The following is a 20,124-nucleotide window of genomic DNA, read 5'->3' on the forward strand; positions in this document are numbered from 1 at the left end:
GAACAAGTAGTAAAACTTACCAGCCCTGAATCATATTCGTCCGATTGATCGACGTTTCCTATCTGGAATAGCGTCTCCAGGCAGTCATTCCATTTACTGAGACAGGGAAGCCGGATGAAAAACGAACGCAAAGCACCGCTCCACCTTTTCGCCACCGTTGGTGCACTCACGGAACGCGGTGAGCGCGTCACCACCGCAACCAGCGGCCTGCCCCCGGCTGCATTGGAAGTCGCCTGTGTCGGCGACGTAGTGACTCATGACGACGGCAACGAGGCCGCGATTATCGACGACGCGGGAAACAACCATAGCGGCGGCAAGCCGTTCGCGTTGGTCGGCAGCCTGTCGAGCAACGGTGACCGCATTACCGAAACGCCGCGCACCTCATGGGGCATTCACGTGCGGGATGGGCAAAGCGCTGCGGGCCTGTTCGATCCGACCTATGTGCCGCCGCCCGCCTGCAGATTGGCGGTATGTGGCGCGACAACCGCGCGCGGCGCATGGCGCGAGCCGTCCGGCACATGGGACGCAGCGCCGCACTTGGGCAAGGCTGCCACGGTGGGCGACCTGATCCACTATCCGGACGGTTCAATCGCGCGCGTGACGACGGGCCAGGGTTTGGCCGACGGGCCCGACTTCGCGCCGCTCGCATTCGTTGGCAGCGAACTCGATAACGGCGACACGATCACCGATAGTCCCGAGCGACAAGGCGTAGCGTCATCCGTTGTATTGAGCGTCGTCACCCGCTCGTCCATGCCCCGCTGAGGTAGCGTCCATGATCCGCTACTTTCTTGCCAAAGGCGACCGTGCCGGGGAAGCGGCGATTGTCGAAGGCCTCGACACCGTAACCTGTTCCAATCCGCCGCCGAGGGTTCATATCGCCACGCTGGATATGAAGACCTACTGTTCTGCCTGCAAGCGTGAAGGGTACATCGCACCGCAAGGTCCGCGCTGGCCAGGTACCGGTCCGAACGGCAAACAGTGGGCATTGAGCGGGGATATCAATGTCTGCGGATGCAACCCACCGCCGATCTTCTACGCTGAGCGCGGCATGCGGATGATTTTTACCGCGAGAGAGACTGCGACGCCGAATGGGCGCCAACCTGATGCAGCCGCGCGGTCATCTGCTCGATCGGCCGTCGTACACGACGAGCAATTCACCTTGCTCGATGACTCCCGCCGCCCGCTCGCGAACATTCGCTACCGAATCGTTACCGACACTGGGCAGATTTTCACGGGCACCACGGACACGGCCGGGAAAACACATCGAATCGCCACCGACGCCTCGGCAGCCCTGAAAATCTATACGAAGGAACATTGAAGCAATGAAAAATTTCGATGTGAATGCCGGCGGAGAATGGTTCCTCGTACACTCAGGCGCAGTTACCAATACCCATCCCGGGTCGATGGTGGAAGTAACGATCAATACCGAGAAAATATGTCACAACATGACAAACAAGGAATTCCGGGAAATGGTATTGAGCAAACGCGATCGCGCCGTTTCTCTCGTCGACAGAAGAATCAAGGATCTGCAGCGCTGGTCCAGCACTGACAAGGCACGCGTATTACAGTGGTTCGGCAGAGCTGACGAAGGCACCCGCATAACGTTATTAACAGGCCTGACTGCAATCGTCCGAGTACTAAAGGCACTCACAGGATGCAATTTCACGCGATGGGACAGCGAACGACTCAAACATATTGGATGCGTTCCAAATCCGAACAGATCGGGAGTTACGGCATCAGTGTGTTCGCCGGATACCGTAACTCATACGATCGCAATACATTCCGATTTTTGTACAATGCGGGACTTCTCATGGGAAAAAGATTCCGTAGTTTCCACCCTGATTTATGAGGCGAGTCATTTTGACGACACAATGGGAACCCGGGATCACAGATATTTCATGGAGGAGTGTTTGACGTTTGGAGCCGAAAACCCGAATCAAGCAATCGACAATGCCGACAGCATTGCAGGATACGTCATCTACAATGCTTAAGTTCATTCTGGCCCTAAGTCTTCTCGCCTCCAATCCGGTATTCGCATGCATCGCCAGCGAGAACCTCGACATCTACTTTTCAAGAGATAGCTCGCACATATCGAATGCCGAGATCGTCCGAATTGCAAAATGGACAGCCGACCAAAAGCTCGATTACGCAAATCACCTAACCAAGGAGACAACGCTGATCAGCGGCCATGCCGAGGAAAGCGAAGCGGGAGCACTGGCCCTTGCGCAATCAAGATTGCAAACCGCGTATGCACTGCTGGAGCAACTCGGCTTTTTACGCGGCACCATCAAGAAGAGCGCCCGCGTCTATTCGCATGGCGACGTGGACAATGGGCGACGTGTGGAAATTTCCTTCCTGCCCGATTGCCCTAACAAGTGCTGCGACGGCAAGTAACCTCATACTGCCGCCGATCACGGCGATGCGGTATCGACGTACACAAGCGGCGACCCTGCTGCACCACTGCCTGCGAGATCCCCATGTCCTGTCGGCCGTGTCCCACCAAAGAAAAAGCCACCGGACCCGACGGCCCGGTGGCTTTTTCGCATGAGGCGCGGGACGACGCGTTGCAACGCCGCCCGTGCGCCACATCACATCTGGCTGTTTACTTGCCGCCGATGCTCTTCAGCGGCTTCCACTCGCCCTTCTCGACCTTGTACATCGTGATGCCGCCGTTCTTCAGGTCGCCCTTCGCGTCATACGCGACGTGCGTCGACGTCACGCCGGCCATGTCGGTCTTCGCGAGCAGCGGCAGGTACTTCGCCGGATCCGTCGAATCGGCCTTCTTCATCGCGTTGAACAGCGCCATCGCGCCGTCGTACGCATACGGCGAGTACGTCTGCACATCTTCGCCGAAGCGCTTCTTGTACTTGTCGGCGTACGTCTTGCCGCCCGGCATTTCTTCGAGCGGCAGGCCGGCCAGCGATGCGATCGTGCCGTCGGCCGCGTTGCCCGCGATCTTCAGGAACGTCGGCGTCTTCACCATTTCGCCGCTCATCAGCGGCGCGGCGATGCCGAGCGTCTTCATCTGCTTGACCATCGGTGCCGCCTGCGAATCCGCGCCGCCGTAGTAGACGAGATCCGGCTTCGCAGCCTTCAGCTTGGTCAGGATCGCCTTGAAGTCCACCGCCTTGTCGTTCGTGAATTCACGGTCGACGATCGTCGCGCCGCCGGCCTTCGCGGCCTTCTCGAACTGGTCGGCGAGACCCTGGCCGTAGGCCGTGCGGTCGTCGACGATCGCGATCTTCTTCATGCCGAGGTCCTTCGATGCGAACGCGCCGGCCACCGAGCCCTGCTGCGTGTCGGACGTCATCATGCGGAAGGTCGTCTTGTAGCCCTGCTGCGTGTATTCCGGTGCGGTCGCCATCGCGATCTGCGGAATGCCCGCATTCGCGTAGATGCGCGAGGCGGGAATCGTCGTGCCCGAGTTGAAGTGGCCGAGCATGCCCTTGATGCCGTCGTCGACGAGCTTCTGCGCGACCGTCGTGCCGGTGCGCGGGTCAGCCTGGTCGTCCTGCGTGTCGAGTGCGAACTTCACCGGCTTGCCGCCGATCTTCGGGTTCGTCGCGTTGAAATCCTCGATCGCGAGCACGATCCCGTTCTGCATATCCTTGCCGTAGTGCGCCTGCGCGCCCGTCATCGGCCCTGCGTAACCGATCTTCACGTCGTCCGCATGGGCCGTCCCCGCCAGCGACATGACCGCGACGAACGTCGCGCCTGCCAGCTTTTTCATCGTGTGCTGCATAGCATCTCCTTGGTACCAGGGTAAATGGAGCGGCATCGGGATCGCCTTGCCGCTTCCTTTGTTTGATCCGAACGGCAAGGATGATCAGCCGATCGTCATCAAATTCGCATTGCCGCCCGCCGCAGCCGTGTTCACGCTCACCGAGCGCTCCGTCAGCAGCCGCTCGAGCGCGTAGTCTTCCGCGTCGCCGTTCTCGAACGCGCCCACCGACACGCCCTGCACCGACACGATCGGGCCCGGCCGCTGCGCGACGTCCTTCACGAGCGTCTGCAGTTCGTCGCTGTCGCCTTCGAACAGCACCGCATCGAACGGCGTGTCGGCCTGCTTGCGCACGGCCGCATGCGCCTTCAGCGACGCCGGCAGCGCCGCGACGAGCGCCTCGCCGGCCGCGCCGGCGAACAGCGCACGGTTGCCGGTCGCCAGCACCGCCGCGAACTGTGCGCGCGCGCCGCCCGGCGTCGCCGCGACACACAGCACCGTGCCGCGCGGGCCGAGTGTATACGTGTTTCGCTCGCCCGTCGGGCCGCTCAGCACCGCGGTCGCACCGGCCGGCACCTGCGCCAGATAGCCGTCGCAACGTGCGGCCAGCGCCGGCTCGCGCTGCTCGATCAGCCAGTCGCGCAGCGTCGTGAGCGCCGCCGCCGGATTGCTGCGCGCGTCGCCGTCAACCGCGCCGTCCGCCACCAGCGACTGCGCGAGCGAGCGCGGCAGGCCCGACGGACGCGTCGCGAGCAGCCGCTGCAGATACAGCGCGCCGCCGGCCTTCGGGCCCGTGCCCGACAGCCCTTCGCCGCCGAACGGCTGCACGCCGACCACCGCACCGATCACGTTGCGGTTCACGTAGATGTTGCCGACGTGCGCGTTCGAGATCACGTGCGCGATCGTCTCGTCGATCCGCGTGTGGATGCCGAGCGTCAGGCCGTAGCCGGTCGCACGGATCTGCTCCAGCAGCTTGTCGAGCTGGCTGCGGCGGTAGCGCACCACGTGCAGCACCGGGCCGAACACCTCGCGCTTCAGCTCGTCGATGCTGCCGATCTCGATCAGCGTCGGCGGCACGAACGTGCCGTGCGCGCATGCCTCGGGCGCCGGCAGCTGCGTGACCGCATGGCCCTTGTCCTTCATCGCCGCGACGTGCGTGTCGATCGTCTGCTTCGCTTCGCCGTCGATCACCGGGCCGACGTCCGTCGACAGCCGGTCGGGGTTGCCGAGCGCCAGCTCGTGCATGGCGCCCTTGAGCATCGTCAGCGTGCGGTCCGCGACATCGTCCTGCAGACACAGAACGCGCAGCGCCGAACACCGTTGACCGGCCGAGTCGAACGACGACTGCATCACGTCCGCGACGACCTGCTCCGCGAGTGCCGACGAATCGACGATCATCGCGTTCTGGCCGCCCGTTTCGGCGATCAGCGGGATCGGCTTGCCGTCCGGGTCGAGGCGCGCGGACAGCGTCTTGTTGATCAGGCGCGCGACTTCGGTCGAGCCCGTGAACATCACCGCGCGCGTGCGCGGATCGGCGACCAGCGCCGCGCCGACGGTCTCGCCGTCGCCCGGCAGCAGTTGCACCGCACCGGCCGGCACGCCGGCCTCGCGCAGCAGGCGCACGGCCTGGGCCGCGATCAGCGGCGTCTGTTCGGCCGGCTTCGCGAGCACCGTGTTGCCGGCGGCCAGCGCCGCCGCCACCTGGCCCATGAAGATCGCGAGCGGGAAGTTCCACGGGCTGATGCAGACCACGGGCCCGAGCGGACGGTGCGTGTCGTTCGAGAATTCGTCGCGGATCTGCGCGGCGTAGTAGCGCAGGAAGTCGACCGCTTCGCGGATCTCGGCGATCGCGTTCGGCAGCGACTTGCCGGCTTCACGCACGATCAGGCCCATCAGCGTGTGCATCTGCGCTTCGAGCAGGTCCGCCGCGCGCACCAGGCAATCGGCGCGCGCATCGACCGGCGTCGCCTGCCAGATCGGCGCGGCGGCCACTGCGTGCGCGAGCGCCGCGCTCACGTGTTCGGCCGTCGCCTCGCTGACCGTGCCGACCGTGTCGCGCTGGTCGGCCGGGTTGCGCACGTCACGGGCCGGCGCCTCGGCGAGCGTGTCGTCGGCCAGCATCGGCGCCGCGCGCCACGGGAAATGCGCGCTCGCGAGCAGCGCGGACGACAGCGACGCGAGACGATGTTCGTTCGACAGGTCGAGGCCCATCGAGTTGGGGCGCTCGTCGCCGTACAGGTTGCGCGGCAGCGGGATCTTCGCGTGCGGCGCGCCGAGCGGCACGACCTTCGCCGCTTCGTCGACCGGATCGGCGACCAGTTCCTTCACCGACACCGTCTTGTCCGCGATGCGGTTCACGAACGACGTGTTCGCGCCGTTCTCGAGCAGACGGCGCACGAGGTACGCGAGCAGCGTCTCGTGCGTGCCGACCGGCGCGTACACGCGGCACGGACGGTTCAGCTTGTCGCGGCCCGTGACTTCCTCGTACAGCGGCTCGCCCATCCCGTGCAGGCACTGGAACTCGTACTGGCCCGGGTAGTAGTTCTGGCCCGCGAGCTGGTAGATCGCCGCGAGCGTGTACGCGTTGTGCGTCGCGAACTGCGGGTAGACGGCGTCGGGCGCCGCGAGCAGCTTCTTCGCGCACGCGAGGTACGACACGTCCGTGTAGATCTTGCGCGTATAGACCGGATAGCCTTCGAGGCCGTCGACCTGCGCGCGCTTGATCTCGGTATCCCAGTACGCGCCCTTCACGAGGCGGATCATCAGGCGGTGACGGCTGCGGCGCGCGAGATCGATCAGGTAGTCGATCACGAACGGGCAGCGCTTCTGGTAGCCCTGCACGACGAAGCCGATGCCGTTCCAGCCCGCCAGATCCGGATCGAAGCACAGCGCCTCGAGCAGGTCGAGCGACAGTTCGAGGCGGTCGGCCTCTTCCGCGTCGATGTTCAGGCCGATGTCGTAGCGGCGCGCGAGCAGCGCGAGCGCGCGCACGCGCGGCAGCAGTTCGCTCATCGTGCGGTCCTGCTGCGAGCGCGAGTAGCGCGCGTGCAGCGCCGACAGCTTGATCGAGATGCCCGGGCCTTCGTAGATGCCGCGGCCGCCGGCCGCCTTGCCGATCGCGTGGATCGCCTGTTCGTACGATGCGTAGTAGCGCTGCGCGTCCTCTTCGGTCGTCGCCGCCTCGCCGAGCATGTCGTACGAGTAGCGGAAGCCGCGCGCCTCATACTTGCGGCTGTTCGCGAGCGCTTCGGAAATCGTCTCGCCGGTGACGAACTGCTCGCCCATCAGGCGCATCGCCATGTCGACGCCCTTGCGGATCAGCGGCTCGCCGCCGCGGCCGATCAGGCGCGTCAGCGCCGACGACAGGCCGGCCTCGCTGTTGGTCGTCACGAGCTTGCCGGTGATCATCAGCCCCCAGGTCGCCGCGTTCACGAACAGCGACGGCGCGTGGCCGACGTGCGAGCGCCAGTCGCCCTTGCTGATCTTGTCGCGGATCAGCGCGTCGCGCGTCGCGCGATCGGGAATGCGCAGCAGCGCTTCGGCGAGGCACATCAGCGCGACGCCTTCCTGGCTCGACAGCGAGAACTCGTGGATCAACCCCTCGACGCCACCGCCCGAGCTCTTCTCGCGCAGCGCCTCGACGAGCCGGGTCGCGAGCGCCTGCACGTCCGCCTGCAGGTTCGCGGGCAGGCGCGCCTGGCCGAGCAGGAACGGCACGCATTCCGGCTCGGGCCGGCGGTAGGCGGCCGTGATCGCCGCGCGCAGCACCGATTGCGGTTGCACGTTCTGCGCGAACTCGAGGAACGGATGCGGCGAGTTGTCGTCGTCGCCATCCGCGCCCTGGCCGTCGGCGAGCTCGGTGACGCCGCTGTGACCCGACAGTTCGGGCGGCAGCTGGCCGTGCTCGATCCGCTCGAGATACGCGAAGATCGCCTGCTTGATCAGCCAGTGGGGAGTGCGCTCGAGACGCGCGGCGGCGTCCTTGAGACGCGAGCGGAGAAGGTCGTCGACTTTGACGCCGAGAGTCGTGCTAGCCATGGTGGGTTCGTGCGCCGGTGCGAGCCCGGCAATATGGTGTAAGAGGATGCGCGAAATCCTACGGCACACAATAAAAAGGTGCAACCGAATTACGAGACCGGTTGCACCCTGTAGTTAGCCAATATAATCAATGGCTTACAAAGTCGCAACCTAGGAGTTGCCCGTGGTCGGGGGATCGGTGTTTTCCCTGATCGGGCTGGTTTGGCATGGGTAAGCAACCGCCGGCTCGGCGGGCCGGGGCGTGAAACGGGTTGCACTCGGGGTACGCCGGCGGGTGCGGCGCAGAGACTGGAGGGGTGAAAAGAACGGCGCGACGGCGGGCGCATCGGGCACGCAGGGGCCGCGTCGGTACGCCAAGCACCCGCTGCGCGGGCGCCAGCGACTCAGATATCCAGCGGATCGACCTCGACGCTCCAGCGCAGCACGCCCTTCAGCGCGCGCAGCTCCGGCTGCCACGCGCGCAGCGCATGCTGCAGCGCCGCCCGCGACGCGCTTTCGAGCAGCAGCTGCGCGCGGTGGACGTTCGCGACCTTGACGATCGTCATCGGCACCGCGTCGTACACGGTCACGCGATCGGCCCCCGGCAGCCCCGGCAACACGGCCGCGGCCTGCTGCAGGAATGCGAGCGCCGCGTCGAGCGTGCGCCCCTCGGCGCGCAGCAGCGCCTGGTAGACGAACGGCGGCAGGTGCGCGTCGCGACGCTCGCCGAGCGTCGAATTCGCGAAGCCGACGTAATCCTGCCGGCCGAGCGCGTGGTACAGCGCGTGACGCGGGTAGCGTGTCTGCACGAGCACCTCGCCCGGCAGCCCGGCCCGCCCCGCGCGGCCGCTCACCTGCATCAGCTGCGCGAACAGCCGTTCGCTCGCGCGGAAGTCGTGCGAGAACAGCGCGGTGTCGGCGTTGAGCACGCCGACGAGCGACACGCGCTGGAAGTCGTGCCCTTTCGCGATCATCTGCGTGCCGACCAGGATGTCGACCTCGCCCGCATGGACGTCGGAAAACAACGCCTGCGCACTGCCCTTGCGGCGCGTGCTGTCCGCATCGATCCGCAGCACGCGCGCACCCGGCACCGCTTCGGCGAGCGCCTCCTCGATGCGCTGCGTGCCGCGCCCGAGCGGCGCGATGTCGACGTTCCCGCACTCCGGGCACGACCGCGGGATGCGCGCTTCCCAACCGCAGTGATGGCAGCGCAGCGCATGCTCGGGCTTGTGCAGCACGACGTACGCGCTGCAGCGCGGGCAACCCGCCACCCAGCCGCACGCGTCGCACGCGAGTTGCGGCGCGTAGCCGCGCCGGTTCAGGAACACGAGGCTCTGTTCGCCGCGCTCGAGCCGCGCCTTCAGCGCCGCGACGAGCGGCCCCGACAGGCCGCCCATCGACGCGCGCCCGCGCCGCCGCTCCTCTTCGAGATCGATCAGCCGCACGGTCGGCAGCGTCGCGTCCGCCACCGCGCGGCGCGACAACGTGAGCCGCGTGTAGCGGCCCTGCTCCGCCTGCCACCAGCTTTCGAGCGAAGGCGTCGCCGAGCCGAGCACGACCGTGATGCCGAGCTGCTTCGCGCGCCACACGGCGAGATCGCGCGCCGAATAGCGCAACCCTTCCTGCTGCTTGTACGCGGGCTCGTGCTCCTCGTCGACGACGATCAGCGCCAGCGTCGGCATCGACGCGAGCACCGCGAGACGCGTGCCGAGCACGATCCGCGCGCGGCCCGTATGGGCGGCCAGCCAGTGGCGCGCCCGCTCGCCCTCGGCGAGCCCGCTGTGCAGCGTGACGATCGCGTCGTCGGCGAGCGCGCCCGCGAAGCGCGCGCGAAACGCGGCCTCGAACTGCGGCGTCAGGTTGATTTCGGGGACGAGCACGAGCGCCTGCGCATCGGGCCGTGCGTCGAGCAGCGCCGCGAGCGCGTGCAGATAGACCTCGGTCTTGCCGCTGCCCGTCACGCCGTGCAGCAGGAACGGCGCGAAACCCTGGGCCGCGCGGAGCGCGTCGAGTGCTTCGGCCTGCTGGTCGGTGAGCGCCGGCGGCACAGTTCGTCCACCGGTTGTCGACAGGTTATCCACAGCGTTGGGCACAGGGGTGTCGGCCCAGCCGATTTCCTCGACCGCGACCCAGCCGCGCGCCGCCCAGTCGTCGAGCGTGGCGGCCGCCTTCGGGTGCAGCGCACGCGCTTCGGGCAAGGCCAGCGAGCCGGCTTCGACGAGCGCCTGCGCGAGCCGCCGCAGCGCGGCGCCGCGCGCGGGCAACGCGTCGGGCAGCGCCGCGCGGCCGGCCTCCGTCGGACGATAGCGCACCTCCGGCGCCAGCAGCCGCCCCCAGCGTCCGGCGTCGCGCAGCGCCTGCGGCAGCGCCGGCAATGCGACCTCGCCGCGCCCGCGCTGATAGTAGTCGGCGGCGAACGATACGAGTGCGAGCCAGTCGGGCGACAGCGGCGGCAAGTCGGCGCAGATCGCATCGACCGCGCGCAGCCGGCCAGGCGGCACGTCGGTGTGAGTCGTCACTTCGCAGACGAGCCCGACCGCCTGCCGCTTGCCGAACGGCACCTGCACGAGCGTGCCGGGCACCGGCGCCGGCTGGACGTCGCATCGGTAGTCGAACAGGGTCGCGAGCGGATGGTCGAGCGCGACGCGCAGGTAGGTGCCGCTCATCACGGCGCTCCTGCCGCAGCCCGCACCGTACGGACGGCTTGCAGCCGCGCCCGCATCGCGGCAGCGCACTTAAAGTAAAACTTCAGATTCGGCGCTAAGTTTTGGATTCGCATTAGGAATCGCCGTATACCCTGCCCAGCCTGTGGATAACTTTGTTGAGAACTCGCCGTTCAACGGCCGCAACGCGCGCGGGGACGTGCTTTGCGGCGTTTTTCGCCGCTTGCGGCGGTGCCCCGCGGAGCCTTATTCCATAAGGCTGCTATTCAAATTACCTAACCATAGCGAGACAATTTGACCGATACGGGGCTCTACCGCGCTGCAACGTGGAAAATGTGTATAAGTCAAGTCTTGACAAGCATCGAATCGGCAACCGGTGGCGAGTTGCGCCCTGTTTAGTGCCGATCGCGAAACGCCGTCATTCCGCAACGCAGCATGACGGCGCTTGCGTTCAGCCGGCGGCTCCGCTACGGATCGCGCGGCTGTGGCTATGCACTTCGTCGACGAGTTCGGCGACGTGATCGGGCGACGTGAACTGCGAAATGCCGTGCCCGAGGTTGAACACGTGGCCCGGATGGTTGCCGTAGCTGTCGAGCACCGCGCGCGCCTGCTCGCGCACCGCGGCCGGCGGCGCAAACAGGATCGTCGGGTCGAGGTTGCCCTGCAGCGCGACACGCCCCGCGACGCGCTCGCGCGCGGCGCCGAGGTTGACCGTCCAGTCGAGCCCGACCGCATCGACGCCGGTCGCCGCGATCTCCTCGAGCCACAGCCCGCCGCCCTTCGTGAACGTGATCACCGGCACGCGCTCGCCGTCATGCTCGCGCTTGAGCTGGCCGACCACGCGGCGGATGTAGTCGAGCGAGAAGCGCTGGTACGCGCCGTCGGCCAGCGCACCGCCCCACGTATCGAAGATCATCACGGCCTGCGCGCCCGCTTCGATCTGCGCGTTCAGGTAGGCGGCCACCGCCTGCGCGTTCACGTCGAGGATCCGGTGCATCAGGTCGGGGCGCGAATACGCCATCGACTTCACGGTGCGGAAGTCGTCCGATCCGCCGCCTTCGACCATGTAGCACGCGAGCGTCCACGGGCTGCCGGAGAAGCCGATCAGCGGCACGCGCTGGCGGCCCTGGCCGTCGGTGAGCGCGCGGCGGATCTCGCGCACGGCGCCCGTCACGTAACCGAGCGTCGCTTCGATATCCGGCACCGCGAGCTTCGCGACGTCGGCCTCGGTGCGCACCGGATGCGCGAACTTCGGCCCTTCGCCGACCTGGAAGTCGAGGCCGAGCCCCATCGCGTCGGGAATCGTCAGGATGTCCGAGAACAGGATCGCGGCGTCGAGCGGAAAGCGTTCGAGCGGCTGCAGCGTCACTTCGGTCGCGTAGTCGGGCTGCTTCGCCAGGCCGAGGAAACTGCCGGCGCGCGCGCGCGTCGCGTTGTATTCGGGCAGGTAGCGGCCGGCCTGGCGCATCAGCCAGATCGGCGTGTAGTCGGTCGGCTCGCGCAGAAGCGCACGCAGGAAGGTGTCGTTGAGCAGGTTATGGGCCACGGTAGGAGCGACGATGCGAAGGCAAAGCGGCATTTTACCGGACAGCCGCCGACCAGCTGCGCTTGCCCGCGCGATGGCGGCCATATGACGCGCGCGATGGCTCCGTTATGATCGGACGCTCATATTGAACGACACGAAGGAGGAGACCGATGAAGACATTCGCCACGCTCGCCGCGGCCGCGCTGCTGTGCTGCACCGCCGCACATGCGCAAACCGGCGCGGGCCCGGCGGCGGCCGCGCCTGGCGCCGGCTCGCGGCTCGACGAGGTGCTGGCGCGCGGCACGCTGCGCGTGTGCACGACGGGCGACTACAAGCCGTATTCGTACTACCGCGCGGACGGCCGCTTCGAAGGCATCGACATCGACATGGCCGAATCGCTCGCGAAGTCGCTCGGCGTGAAGACCGACTTCGTGAAGACGAGCTGGCCGAACCTGACCGGCGATTTCGTCGCGAAATGCGACATCGCGGTGGGCGGCGTCTCGACGACGCTCGAGCGCCAGAAGCGCGTGTTCTTCACGCAACCGTACGTGGTCGACGGCAAGACGCCGATCGTGCGCTGCGCGGACGCCGGCAAATACCAGACCGTCGAGCAGATCGACCGGCCGGAGACGCGCGTCATCGTGAATCCGGGCGGCACCAACGAGCGCTTCGCGAAGCAGTTCTTCACGCACGCGAACCTGACCGTCTATCCGGACAACGTGACGATCTTCAAGCAGATCCTCGCGGGCAAGGCCGACGTGATGGTCACGGACGCTTCCGAGACGCTGCTGCAGCAAAAGCTGAATCCGGGCCTGTGCTCGGTCCATCCGGACAAGCCGTTCCAGTTCGGCGAGAAGGCGTACATGGTGCCGCGCGGCGACGTCGCGTTCCAGCAGTACGTCGACCAGTGGCTGCATCTCGCGCTGTCGACCGGCGAATACCAGGCAATCTCGGACAAATGGCTGAAGTAGGCCGCTCCCTGCCGCGGCGGCCGATAACGGGCATCGACCCCGTGGCCGCTGCCGCCTGACATCCCCGCGCGACGGCAACCCGCACGCCGTCGCGACGCATCGCCGCCGCCCGGCGCCCGCGCAACCTCCGACGAATTGGCCGATCGGCCAGCTTCCGCGCATTCCAATCACGTTTCAAAATCTTTCTGACGAATGAATCGTCATACGCGGCCTCAATCCCGCCGCGCACTTTCTCACGTGAAAATCGGCAATTCATCGATCTCGATGCGCATGAAAAACGCATCGTGCGCACGCGATGAAAACGCTGCGGAAAATATGGGTAAAAATGACCTTTTTCAGGACCCCGAAAACAGCAAAAAATCCCGGAAAGCCTTATCTGGCGGGCGTTACAACCTGAAACACTTTGTTACCGCGACAGGGCATTAATTCGCCCACAATGGCCTCAACGGTTTCAACACGGATGCGGTCTCGTGTGCCAAGTGTGAGCGGACGCGAAGCGCTGCGAGCCAGTCGGTCACGTACCGAAGCCCTTCCGGGGGGCATCCCTGTTGGAGTCGTTTCCGGCCCCCCGCCGGATCCGGTTTCATCTTTGGTCTCCTCGCGCTAACCCCGTAGCGTGTGGTTTTTAGCGGGCTAATAAGCCCGCTTTTTTTCGTCCATCGAAAGCGCAACGGCCCGCAGGCCGCCGCGTCGTTCCTGCCTTCACGCGGTCTTCTGCACGTCGAGCTTCAGTTCCTCGATCATCCGGTCGCGCATCACGAACTTCTGCACCTTGCCCGTCACCGTCATCGGCAGTTCGTCGACGAAACGGATGTAGCGCGGAATCTTGTAGTGTGCGATCTGCCCGTTGCAGAACGCGCGCACGTCGTCCTCGGTCATCTGCTCGTCCGCGCGCAGCACGATCCACGCGCACAGCTCCTCGCCGTACTTCGCGTCGGGCACGCCGAATACCTGCGCGCTCTGGATCTTCGGATGCCGAAACAGGAATTCCTCGATCTCGCGCGGATAGACGTTCTCCCCGCCGCGAATCACCATGTCCTTCAGCCGGCCGACGATGTTGCAGTAACCGTCCGCATCGAGCGTCGCGAGATCGCCCGTATGCATCCAGCCGTCCACCAGCACCTCGCGCGTCTTCGCGTCGTCGTCCCAGTAGCCGAGCATCACCGAATAGCCCTTCGTGCACAGCTCGCCCGTCGCGCCGACCGGCGCGATGTCGCCGCCCGGATCGACGATCTTCACTTCCAGATGTGGCTGGATGCGGCCAACCGTCGTCGTGCGCTTCTCGAGCGGATCGTCGGTCGAGCTCTGGAACGACACGGGGCTCGTCTCCGTCATCCCGTAGGCGATCGTGATCTCCGACAGGTGCATCTGCGACACGACGCGCTTCATCGTCTCGATCGGGCACGGCGAGCCGGCCATGATCCCGGTGCGCAGCGTCGACAGGTCGAATGTCGCGAACGCCGGATGATCGAGTTCCGCGATGAACATCGTCGGCACGCCATGCAGCGCGGTGCAGCGTTCGTCGGCCACGGCGGCGAGCGTCGCGACCGGGTCGAACGCTTCGCCGGGAAACACCATCGCCGCGCCCTTCGACACGCACGCGAGCACCGCGAGCACCATCCCGAAGCAGTGGTACAGCGGCACCGGAATGCACAGCGTGTCCTGCTCGGTGAAACGCATCGCCGTCGCGATCGAGCGCCCGTTGTTGACGACGTTGCGGTGCGTGAGCGTCGCGCCCTTCGGGCTGCCCGTCGTGCCGCTCGTGAACTGGATATTGATCGGGTCGTTGGCCGCGAGCGTCGCGCCGATCGCGTCGAGCAGCGCGGTATCGACAGCCTGGCGGCCGCGCGCCATCACGTCGGCGAAACGGAACATGCCGGCCGGCGCGACGTCGCCCATCGTCACGACCGTGCGCAGGCTCGGCACCCGGGCCGCATGCAGGTCGCCCGGCGTCGCGGTCGCGAGTTCCGGCGCGATGGTCTGCAGCATCTCGACGTACGCCGAGGTCTTGAAGCGTTCGGCCGCGATCACGGCCTTGCAGCCGACCTTGTTCAGCGCGTATTCGAGTTCCGACAGCCGATAGGCCGGATTGATGTTGACGAGCACCGCACCGATCCGCGCGGTCGCGAACTGCGTGAGCAGCCACTCGCTGCGGTTCGGCGACCAGATGCCGACGCGATCGCCCTTCACGATGCCGAGCGCGGCGAGGCCCGCTGCCAGCACGTCGACCTCGTGCGCGAACTCGCGCCAGGTCCAGCGCACCTGCTGCTCGCGGAACACGACGGCCGGACGATCGGGGAAGCGGCCGGCCGTGTCGAGCAGGAAGCGGCCGATCGTCGCTTCGGATAGCGGCGCGTCGGTCGTGCCGCGCACATACGACAGTCCGTTTTCGGGCGCGATCAGCGCGCCGGCGCCAAGGTCTGCTGCCATGAGTGTCTCCGTCCTTTTGGTCTGATCGGTGCGCGCGCGATCGCGGCGCCCGCCTGCGCCGCCGCGATCGCGACGGCGGGCGTCAGCGTCGATGATGACGCGCTCCGCTGACGACACTCTGACATCAAATCGCGGCGGACGGATGAAATAGCACGACCGGCCGAAACCCTCGGCGCACACAGGCCGGACGAAAAAAAAGCAGCCCGGAGGCTGCTTTCTTTCGCGGGATGCGCGGCGCGGCTCAGTGCCGGCTGCGAATCTTCGCCAGACGCTGGATCGCCTCGAGCTGCGCCATCGCGGTCGCGAGCTCGGATTGCGCTTTTGCGAGGTCGAGGTCCGACTTCGCGTTCTGCAGCGTTTCCTCGGCGCGCTTGCGCGCTTCCTCGGCTTTCGCCGCGTCGAGGTCCTTGCCGCGGATCGCGGTATCGGCGAGCACCGTCACGGCGCCCGGCTGCACTTCGAGAATGCCGCCCGCGACGAACACGAATTCGTCGTTGCCGCCCTCGACTTCGATGCGCACCGCACCCGGACGAATCCGCGTGATCAGCGGCGTGTGGCCCGGCAGAATGCCCAGCTCACCCGTTTCGCCCGGCAGCGCGACGAATTTCGCCTCGCCCGAGAAGATCTGCTCTTCCGCGCTGACGACGTCTACTTTGATGGTTGCCATATCGAACTCCTGTCGGCGGGAGTGAGCGCTTCAGCACTCACCCCCGCCCCATGCCGCGGTGGGCAGGAACCTGCGCGTCGGCGCTTGCCCTTGCCCTGCGGCGGTCGACGGGAGCAAGCGCTTCGGCGCCTACTCCGATCCCATGGACCCTTACTGGATCTTCTTGGCCTTTTCGAAGGCTTCGTCGATCGTGCCGACCATGTAGAACGCCTGTTCCGGCAGGTGGTCGCACTCGCCGTCGACGATCATCTTGAAGCCACGGATCGTTTCCTTCAGCGGCACGTACTTGCCCGGCGAGCCCGTGAACACTTCAGCGACGTGGAACGGCTGCGACAGGAAACGCTGGATCTTCCGCGCACGCGCGACCGACAGCTTGTCTTCCGGCGACAGTTCGTCCATGCCCAGAATCGCGATGATGTCGCGCAGTTCCTTGTAGCGCTGCAGCGTCTGCTGAACGCGACGGGTGATCGAGTAGTGCTCTTCACCGATCACGTTCGGGTCGATCTGGCGCGAGGTCGAGTCGAGCGGGTCGACTGCCGGGTAGATACCCAGCGAGGCGATGTCACGCGACAGCACGACGGTTGCGTCCAGGTGGCCGAAGGTGGTCGCCGGCGACGGGTCGGTCAAGTCGTCCGCAGGGACGTACACGGCCTGAACCGACGTAATCGAGCCCTTCTTGGTCGACGTGATGCGCTCTTGCAGCTTGCCCATTTCTTCAGCCAGCGTCGGCTGATAGCCCACTGCCGACGGCATACGGCCGAGCAGTGCCGACACTTCGGTGCCGGCCAGCGTGAAACGGTAGATGTTGTCGACGAAGAACAGCACGTCGAGGCCTTCGTCACGGAAGTGCTCGGCCATCGTCAGGCCGGTCAGCGCGACGCGCAGACGGTTGCCCGGCGGCTCGTTCATCTGGCCGTACACCAGCGCGACCTTGTCGAGAACGTTCGAGTCCTTCATTTCGTGGTAGAAGTCGTTCCCTTCACGGGTACGCTCGCCCACGCCCGCGAACACGGAGTAACCGCCGTGCTCCTTCGCGATGTTGTTGATGAGCTCCATCATGTTGACGGTCTTGCCCACGCCAGCACCGCCGAACAGGCCAACCTTGCCGCCCTTTGCGAACGGGCAGATCAGGTCGATGACCTTGATACCCGTTTCGAGCAGTTCGGTCGACGGCGACAGTTCGTCGAACGCCGGCGCCTTCTGGTGGATCGAACGCGTCGTTTCGCTTTCGATCGGGCCCGCTTCGTCGATCGGACGGCCGAGCACGTCCATGATCCGGCCGAGGGTCGGCTTGCCGACCGGCACCGAGATCGGCTTCGCCGTGTTCTTCACGGTCAGGCCGCGGCGCAGGCCGTCGGATGCACCCAGACAAATGGTACGGACCACGCCGTCGCCCAGCTGCTGCTGGACTTCGAGCGTCAGTTCCGAGCCATCGAGAATGAGCGCGTCGTAGATCTTCGGCATGCTGTCGCGCGGGAATTCCACGTCGATAACGGCGCCGATGCACTGTACGATCTTGCCTTCTACCAAAGCAGCAGTACTCATCGCTTTTCCTTTAAATACCTGATTCTTTACTCGCGCAAAGGCGCAGTTGTCGTCCCGGGCGCGCGCTTAAACAGCGGCTGCGCCGCCGACGATCTCCGACAGTTCTTTCGTGATCGCAGCCTGACGGCTCTTGTTGTACACGAGCTGCAGTTCGCTGATCACCGTCTTCGCGTTGTCGGACGCGGCCTTCATCGCGACCATGCGCGCCGATTGCTCGGAAGCCATGTTTTCCGCGACGGCCTGGTACACCAGCGCCTCGACGTAACGCACGAGCAGTTCGTCGACGACTGCCTGCGCGTCCGGCTCGTAGATGTAGTCCCACGACGTGGCCGGCGTACCGTCATCGGCTTCGAAGTGCTCCGACGACAGCGGCAGCAACTGCTCGATCACGGCTTCCTGCTTCATCGTGTTGACGAAGCGCGTGTAAGCGACATAAACCGCCGACAGCTTGCCTTCCGAGTACAGGTCGAGCTGCGTCTTCACGGCGCCGATCAGCTTGTCCAGATGCGGGGTGTCGCCGAGGTGCACGACCTGCGACATCACCTTCGCGCCGAAGCGGTTCAGGAAACCGAGGCCCTTGCTGCCGATCGCCGTAGCTTCGACCTTCTGGCCCTTCTCTTCCAGTTCCTTGAACTTCTGCACCGTCGCACGCAGCACGTTGGTGTTCAAACCGCCGCACAGACCCTTGTCGGTCGTGACGAGGATGATGCCGGCCGTCTTCGCGCCTTCGTTCGCCACCATGAACGGGTGGCGGTACTCCGGGTTCGCGCGGCTCATGTGCGCGGCGATGGCACGGACCTTGTCCGCATACGGACGAGCGGCGCGCATGCGTTCCTGCGCGCGGCGCATCTTCGATGCGGCCACCATCTCCATCGCCTTCGTGATCTTGCGCGTGTTCTGCACGCTCTTGATCTTGCCGCGAATTTCCTTCATTCCAGCCATAGCTTGCTCCTTGACCGAAGCGGCGCGGGCGCCTCAGCACCCGCGCGGCCTCAGTGTGTCACTCGCGGATCAATAGGCACCGGACTTCTTGAAGGATTCGATCGCCGAGCGCAGTGCGCCTTCGTCGTCCTTCGAGAGATCCTTGGTGTCTTCGATGCGCTTGATGAGGTCAGCGTGGCTGGTCTTCAGGTATTCGCGCAGGCCCTTCTCGAACGACAGCACTTGCTTGACGTCGAGGTCGTCGAGGTAGCCGTTGTTCGCGGCGTACAGCGACACGGCCAGTTCCCACACCTGCAGCGGCTGGTACTGCGGCTGCTTCAGCAGTTCCGTCACGCGGCGGCCGCGCTCGAGCTGCTTGCGGGTCGCTTCGTCGAGGTCCGACGCGAACTGCGCGAACGCTGCCAGTTCACGGTACTGCGCAAGGTCGGTACGGATACCGCCCGACAGCTTCTTCACGACCTTCGTCTGGGCGGCGCCGCCGACGCGCGACACCGACACGCCGGCGTTGATTGCCGGGCGGATGCCTGCGTTGAACAGGTCGGTTTCCAGGAAGATCTGGCCGTCGGTAATCGAGATCACGTTCGTCGGAACGAACGCGGTCACGTCGCCTGCCTGCGTTTCGATGACCGGCAGTGCCGTCAGCGAACCGCTCTTGCCCTTCACTTCGCCGTTCGTGAACTTCTCGACGTACTCTTCCGACACGCGAGCCGCACGCTCCAGCAGACGCGAGTGCAGATAGAACACGTCGCCCGGGTACGCTTCACGGCCCGGCGGGCGGCGCAGCAGCAGCGAGATCTGACGGTATGCCCAAGCCTGCTTGGTCAAATCGTCATAGATGATCAGCGCGTCCTGGCCGCGATCGCGGAAGTATTCGCCCATCGTGCAGCCGGCGTACGGTGCGAGGTACTGCATCGCTGCCGAATCCGAAGCCGAAGCGGCGACGACGATCGTGTATTCCATCGCGCCCGTTTCTTCGAGCTTGCGAACCACGTTCATGATCGACGAAGCCTTCTGGCCGATCGCGACGTAGATACAGATCAGGTCCTTGCCCTTCTGGTTGATGATCGCGTCGAGCGCCACCGCGGTCTTGCCGCACTGACGGTCGCCGATGATCAGCTCACGCTGGCCACGGCCGATCGGCACCATTGCGTCGATCGACTTGATGCCCGTCTGCACCGGCTGCGACACCGACTTACGCCAGATCACGCCCGGGGCGATCTTTTCGATCGCGTCGGTCAGCTTCGCGTTGACCGGGCCCTTGCCGTCGATCGGGTTGCCGAGCGCATCGACCACGCGGCCGACGAGTTCCGGACCAACCGGGACTTCGAGAATGCGGCCCGTCGTCTTGACGATGTCGCCTTCCGAAATGTGTTCGTATTCGCCGAGAATCACCGCGCCGACCGAGTCGCGCTCGAGGTTCAGCGCGAGGCCGAACGTGTTGCCCGGAAACTCGAGCATTTCGCCCTGCATCACGTCCGACAGGCCGTGGATACGCACGATACCGTCGGTCACGGAGATCACGGTGCCCTGGTTGCGAACGTCTGCGCTCGCTTCAAGGCCCTGGATCCGGCTCTTGATCAGCTCGCTGATCTCAGAGGGATTGAGTTGCATTATTCGCTCCTGATAGTCAATTCTGTTGCGTG

At 65.5% G+C, this 20,124-nt stretch carries 15 protein-coding genes; 6 read left to right on the forward strand and 9 right to left on the reverse strand.

The features are described 5' to 3' along the window. Nucleotides 1-114: 114 nt before the first annotated feature. Genes GQ56_RS0102145 through GQ56_RS0102155 form a run of 4 tightly spaced genes read left to right on the forward strand, consistent with a single transcriptional unit; the run spans nt 115 to nt 2,394 of the window. Complete coding sequence (locus GQ56_RS0102145) at nt 115-762, forward strand: hypothetical protein (protein ID WP_031397070.1); 648 nt, start codon at nt 115-117, stop codon at nt 760-762. Between the two features lie 10 nt (nt 763-772). After that, nucleotides 773-1,318 (forward strand): PAAR domain-containing protein, encoded by a 546-nt coding sequence (locus GQ56_RS0102150; protein WP_075122840.1) that lies wholly within the window; start codon nt 773-775, stop codon nt 1,316-1,318. 4 nt (nt 1,319-1,322) lie between these two features. After that, nucleotides 1,323-1,991 (forward strand): M35 family metallo-endopeptidase, encoded by a 669-nt coding sequence (locus tag GQ56_RS40520; RefSeq protein ID WP_075122841.1) that lies wholly within the window; start codon nt 1,323-1,325, stop codon nt 1,989-1,991. Then, nucleotides 1,984-2,394: a hypothetical protein gene (locus GQ56_RS0102155; RefSeq protein ID WP_031397072.1), complete on the forward strand. Its 411-nt coding sequence runs from the start codon at nt 1,984-1,986 to the stop codon at nt 2,392-2,394. The genes GQ56_RS40520 and GQ56_RS0102155 overlap by 8 nt, the downstream gene beginning before the upstream one ends. A 208-nt stretch (nt 2,395-2,602) precedes the next feature. Here the strand turns inward: GQ56_RS0102155 and GQ56_RS0102160 are convergent, their stop codons facing one another. From GQ56_RS0102160 to hemE, 4 genes are all read right to left on the reverse strand, one after another. Then, nucleotides 2,603-3,742, reverse strand: coding sequence for a branched-chain amino acid ABC transporter substrate-binding protein (locus GQ56_RS0102160; RefSeq protein WP_031397073.1), 1,140 nt, complete (start codon nt 3,740-3,742; stop codon nt 2,603-2,605). An 84-nt stretch (nt 3,743-3,826) separates the two neighbouring features. Continuing rightward, a complete protein-coding gene (putA, locus tag GQ56_RS0102165) occupies nt 3,827-7,759 on the reverse strand; it encodes a trifunctional transcriptional regulator/proline dehydrogenase/L-glutamate gamma-semialdehyde dehydrogenase (protein ID WP_031397074.1) in 3,933 nt (1,310 codons plus the stop codon). A 383-nt stretch (nt 7,760-8,142) separates the two neighbouring features. Further along, complete coding sequence (locus GQ56_RS0102170; RefSeq protein ID WP_031397075.1) at nt 8,143-10,404, reverse strand: primosomal protein N'; 2,262 nt, start codon at nt 10,402-10,404, stop codon at nt 8,143-8,145. Nucleotides 10,405-10,852: 448 nt separating this feature from the next. Then, nucleotides 10,853-11,947: a uroporphyrinogen decarboxylase gene (gene hemE / locus GQ56_RS0102175; RefSeq protein WP_031397076.1), complete on the reverse strand. Its 1,095-nt coding sequence runs from the start codon at nt 11,945-11,947 to the stop codon at nt 10,853-10,855. 149 nt (nt 11,948-12,096) lie between these two features. Between hemE and GQ56_RS0102180 the strand changes: the two genes are divergently transcribed. Both GQ56_RS0102180 and GQ56_RS45825 read left to right on the forward strand, forming a co-directional pair. Continuing rightward, nucleotides 12,097-12,897 (forward strand): transporter substrate-binding domain-containing protein, encoded by an 801-nt coding sequence (locus GQ56_RS0102180; protein WP_031397077.1) that lies wholly within the window; start codon nt 12,097-12,099, stop codon nt 12,895-12,897. 237 nt (nt 12,898-13,134) lie between these two features. Beyond that, nucleotides 13,135-13,323 (forward strand): hypothetical protein, encoded by a 189-nt coding sequence (locus GQ56_RS45825; RefSeq protein WP_160257499.1) that lies wholly within the window; start codon nt 13,135-13,137, stop codon nt 13,321-13,323. A 276-nt stretch (nt 13,324-13,599) separates the two neighbouring features. Here GQ56_RS45825 and GQ56_RS0102185 read toward each other — a convergent pair whose 3' ends face one another. The 5 genes from GQ56_RS0102185 to atpA form a co-directional block, all read right to left on the reverse strand. Continuing rightward, nucleotides 13,600-15,327 (reverse strand): AMP-binding protein, encoded by a 1,728-nt coding sequence (locus GQ56_RS0102185; protein WP_031397078.1) that lies wholly within the window; start codon nt 15,325-15,327, stop codon nt 13,600-13,602. A gap of 241 nt (nt 15,328-15,568) precedes the next feature. Beyond that, nucleotides 15,569-15,994, reverse strand: coding sequence for a F0F1 ATP synthase subunit epsilon (locus tag GQ56_RS0102190; protein ID WP_006477288.1), 426 nt, complete (start codon nt 15,992-15,994; stop codon nt 15,569-15,571). A 150-nt stretch (nt 15,995-16,144) separates the two neighbouring features. Further along, nucleotides 16,145-17,539: a F0F1 ATP synthase subunit beta gene (atpD, locus tag GQ56_RS0102195; RefSeq protein WP_031397079.1), complete on the reverse strand. Its 1,395-nt coding sequence runs from the start codon at nt 17,537-17,539 to the stop codon at nt 16,145-16,147. Nucleotides 17,540-17,605: 66 nt separating this feature from the next. After that, the gene (gene atpG / locus GQ56_RS0102200; RefSeq protein WP_031397080.1) at nt 17,606-18,481 is read right to left on the reverse strand and encodes a F0F1 ATP synthase subunit gamma; all 876 of its coding nucleotides are present in this window, start codon (nt 18,479-18,481) and stop codon (nt 17,606-17,608) included. 69 nt (nt 18,482-18,550) lie between these two features. Next, nucleotides 18,551-20,092 carry a F0F1 ATP synthase subunit alpha gene (gene atpA, locus GQ56_RS0102205; protein WP_031397081.1) on the reverse strand — a complete coding sequence of 514 codons (1,542 nt, stop codon included), beginning with the start codon at nt 20,090-20,092 and terminating at the stop codon, nt 18,551-18,553. Nucleotides 20,093-20,124: the final 32 nt, after the last annotated feature.

It is taken from the genome of Burkholderia paludis, assembly GCF_000732615.1.
Lineage (GTDB): Bacteria > Pseudomonadota > Gammaproteobacteria > Burkholderiales > Burkholderiaceae > Burkholderia > Burkholderia paludis.